Origin of the sequence: Bradyrhizobium altum, assembly GCF_020889705.1 — a bacterium.
GTDB lineage: Bacteria > Pseudomonadota > Alphaproteobacteria > Rhizobiales > Xanthobacteraceae > Bradyrhizobium > Bradyrhizobium altum.
Genome location: NZ_JACMYP010000467.1, coordinates 1 through 3,389, shown reverse-complemented (window position 1 = coordinate 3,389; position 3,389 = coordinate 1). Strand labels below are relative to the sequence as shown.

Here is a 3,389-nt window from a genome sequence, read left to right as displayed (position 1 = left end):
GCGGCGCGCGCCGCGATCGTGGCCCTGGTCGGGCTGCCGGTCATCGCTTCGGGCTTCTATCTCGCGCTCGGCTCGCCGCGCCTTGGCGACTTTCCGCTCGCCGAGCGCAGCCGGGTGGCCGATGCCAACCAGCCGCTCACCAATCTGGTCGCGCAGGTCGAGGTCCATCTGGAAAAGAACCCGACCGACGGCCGCGGCTGGACGGTGCTGGCGCCGGTGCTGTCGCGCCTTGGCCGCTACGATGATGCGGTGCGTGCCTATCGCAATGCCATCACCTATGCTGGCGACAGCGCGGATCGCCGCGCCGATCTCGGCGAGGCGTTGATGGGGAGCGCCGGTGGCGTCGTCACCGCGGACGCCAAGGCGGAGTTCGAGCGCTCGGTCGCGCTGAATGGCGACGACGCCAAGGCGAACTATTTTCTCGGCCTTGCCGCCGAGCAGGACGGCCGCAAGGCGGACGCCGCCGCGATCTGGCAGAAGATGATGGCGAGGGCGCCGTCCGACGCGCCATGGCGGCCGCTGGTGCAGGCTGCGCTGGTACGGGTCGGCGGCATGAGCGCACCCGCGCTGCCTGACGGCGCGATGGCGGCGGCCAAGGACATGAGCGAGGCCGATCGCGGCACCATGATCAAGGGTATGGTCGATCGGCTGGCGACGCGGCTGAAGACGAACGGCGACGACGTCGAGGGCTGGCTGCGGCTGGTCCGCGCCTATCTCGTGATGGGCGAGCGCGGCAAGGCGATGAGCGCGCTTGCGGATGCCCGTCAGGCGGTGGGCAATGATGCGGACCGGTTGCGTCAGCTCAATGAGGGGTTGAAGAGTCTCGGATTGGATGGATAACGCATGATGCCGAAACATGTGCAGCGGTTTTCGGCGAATGTCATGCGCAAGGATGAACGATGACCAGGAAGCAACGGCGTTTGACACTGATCGGCTGCGCGCTCGTCGTGCTGGCGATCGCCGCGGGCCTGGTGCTGAACGCGCTGCGCGATTCCATCGTGTTCTTCTCGACGCCGTCCATGGTCGCCGAGAAGCATCTCGGTCCGGGCAAGCGCTTCCGCCTCGGCGGGCTGGTTGAGCAAGGCTCGCTCAAGCACGGCGACAATCTCGCGGTGACCTTCACCGTCGGCGACGGCGGCGCAACGCTGCCGGTCGCCTACAAGGGCATCCTGCCGGACCTGTTCCGCGAGGGGCAGGGCGTCGTTGCCGAGGGCGCGCTCGATGCGAACGGCGTGTTCCGCGCCGACACCGTGCTCGCCAAGCATGACGAGACCTACATGCCGAAGGACGTCGCCGATGCCCTGAAGAAGCAGGGCCACTGGAAGGACGACTACGGCGCCAAACCAAACAGCATGCCGAGCGCCTCCGCGGCGCCGACCCAGGGAGCCATGCGGTGATCGCCGAAAGCGGACATTATGCCCTGGTGCTGGCGCTCGCCCTCGCGCTGATCCAGTCGATCGTGCCGATCGTCGGTGCGCGCTGGCGCGATGCTGCGTTGATGAACGTCGCGCGCTCGACCGCGCTTGCCCAATTGCTGTTCGTCGCGGCATCGTTCGCGGCGCTGGTGACGCTGCACGTCACCTCGGATTTCTCGGTCGCCAATGTCTACGAGAATTCGCATTCGCTGAAGCCGCTGCTCTACAAGGTCACCGGCGTCTGGGGCAACCATGAAGGCTCGATGCTACTGTGGGTGTCGATCCTGGCGCTGTTCGGCGGCCTCGTCGCGGCCTTCGGCAACAATCTGCCGCTGTCGCTGCGGGCGCATGTGCTGGCGGTGCAGGCGTGGGTCGCCAGCGCCTTCTATTTGTTCATCCTGATCACCTCGAACCCGTTCCTGCGCATCGCCAATCCGCCGATCGAGGGACGCGACCTCAATCCGGTGCTGCAGGACATCGGCCTCGCGGTGCATCCGCCGATGCTCTATCTCGGCTATGTCGGCTTCTCGATCTCGTTCTCGTTCGCGGTGGCGGCGCTGCTCGAAGGGCGGATCGACGCCGCCTGGGCGCGCTGGGTGCGGCCGTGGACGCTGATGGCGTGGATCTTCCTGACGCTCGGCATCGCGATGGGCTCCTACTGGGCCTATTACGAGCTCGGCTGGGGCGGCTGGTGGTTCTGGGATCCGGTCGAGAACGCCTCGCTGATGCCCTGGCTTGCCGGCACCGCGCTGTTGCATTCGGCGCTGGTGATGGAGAAGCGCAACGCGCTCAAGGTCTGGACCGTCCTGCTGTCCATCCTGACGTTTTCGCTGTCGCTGCTCGGCACCTTCCTGGTGCGCTCCGGCGTGCTGACCTCGGTCCACGCCTTCGCGACCGACCCGACCCGCGGCGTGTTCATTCTGCTGATCCTGTTCGTCTTCATCGGCGGCAGCCTGTCGCTTTATGCCTGGCGCGCGCCCGCGCTGAAGCAGGGCGGGCTGTTCGCGCCGATCTCGCGTGAAGGCGCGCTGGTGCTCAACAATTTGCTGCTCACCACCGCTTGCGCGACGGTGTTCATCGGCACGCTGTATCCGCTGGCGCTCGAGGTCCTGACCGGCGAGAAGATCTCGGTCGGCGCGCCGTTCTTCAATTTCACCTTTGCGCCGCTGTTCGTGCCGCTGCTGCTCGCGGTCCCGTTCGGGCCGCTGCTGGCCTGGAAACGCGGCGACCTGCTCGGCGCCGCGCAGCGGCTGATGGTCGCCGGCATCGTCGCGCTGGTTGCGATGGCGGTGGTGCTTGCGTGGACCTATGGCGGCGCGACGCTGGCGCCGCTTGCGATCGGGCTTGCGGCCTTCGTGATCGCGGGCGCGCTGTGCGATCTCGCCGAACGCATCGCGCTGTTCCGGATTCCGCTGTCGCTCTCGCTGCGCCGCGCGCGTGGCCTGCCGCGCGCGACCTGGGGCACCGTCTTCGCGCATGCCGGCCTCGGCGTCGCGCTGATCGGGATCGTCTGCGAGACCACCTGGAACAGCGAATATATCGGCTCCATGAAGCCGGACGATGTCGCCCGGGTCGCCGGCTACGAGCTGCGGCTCGACGGCCTGAACCCGCGGCAGGGACCAAATTTCCGCGAGATGGTCGCGCAATTCACCGTGACGCGGGACGGCGAGAAGGTCAGCGTGATGACGCCGTCGAAGCGCAACTTCACGACCCGCGGCGCTTCGACGACCGAGGCCGCGCTGCTGACCCGCGGCGCAAGCCAGCTCTATATCTCGCTCGGCGACACCTCGGCCGACGGCGCGATTGCGGTGCGGATCTATCACAAGCCGCTGGTGCTGATGATCTGGTGGGGGCCGGTGCTGATGGCCTTCGGCGGCATGCTGTCGCTGTCCGACCGCCGCTTGCGGGTCGGCGCGCCGAAACCGGCGGCGAAAGCGGCGCGCGCATTGCAGGCGGCCGAGTGATGCGGTCGCG

General features: G+C 67.6%; 3 protein-coding genes. All 3 read left to right on the top strand.

Features of this window, described 5'->3' with window-relative positions:
- A partial coding sequence (locus H8B02_RS46305) for a tetratricopeptide repeat protein (RefSeq protein ID WP_229172373.1) occupies window positions 1-840 on the top strand: 840 nt, incomplete at its 5' end.
- A 59-nt stretch (window positions 841-899) separates the two neighbouring features.
- Entirely contained in the window at window positions 900-1,397 is a 498-nt protein-coding gene (gene ccmE, locus H8B02_RS46300) for a cytochrome c maturation protein CcmE (protein ID WP_229172372.1), read from the top strand.
- Window positions 1,394-3,379 (top strand): heme lyase CcmF/NrfE family subunit, encoded by a 1,986-nt coding sequence (locus H8B02_RS46295; protein ID WP_229172371.1) that lies wholly within the window; start codon window positions 1,394-1,396, stop codon window positions 3,377-3,379. The genes ccmE and H8B02_RS46295 overlap by 4 nt, the downstream gene beginning before the upstream one ends.
- The last annotated feature ends 10 nt before the right edge of the window (window positions 3,380-3,389 follow it).

Excerpts from the sequence above, each read along its gene's own strand:
- ccmE (WP_229172372.1), top strand. The coding sequence starts at position 900 with ATGACCAGGAAGCAACGGCGTTTGACACTGATCGGCTGCGCGCTCGTC.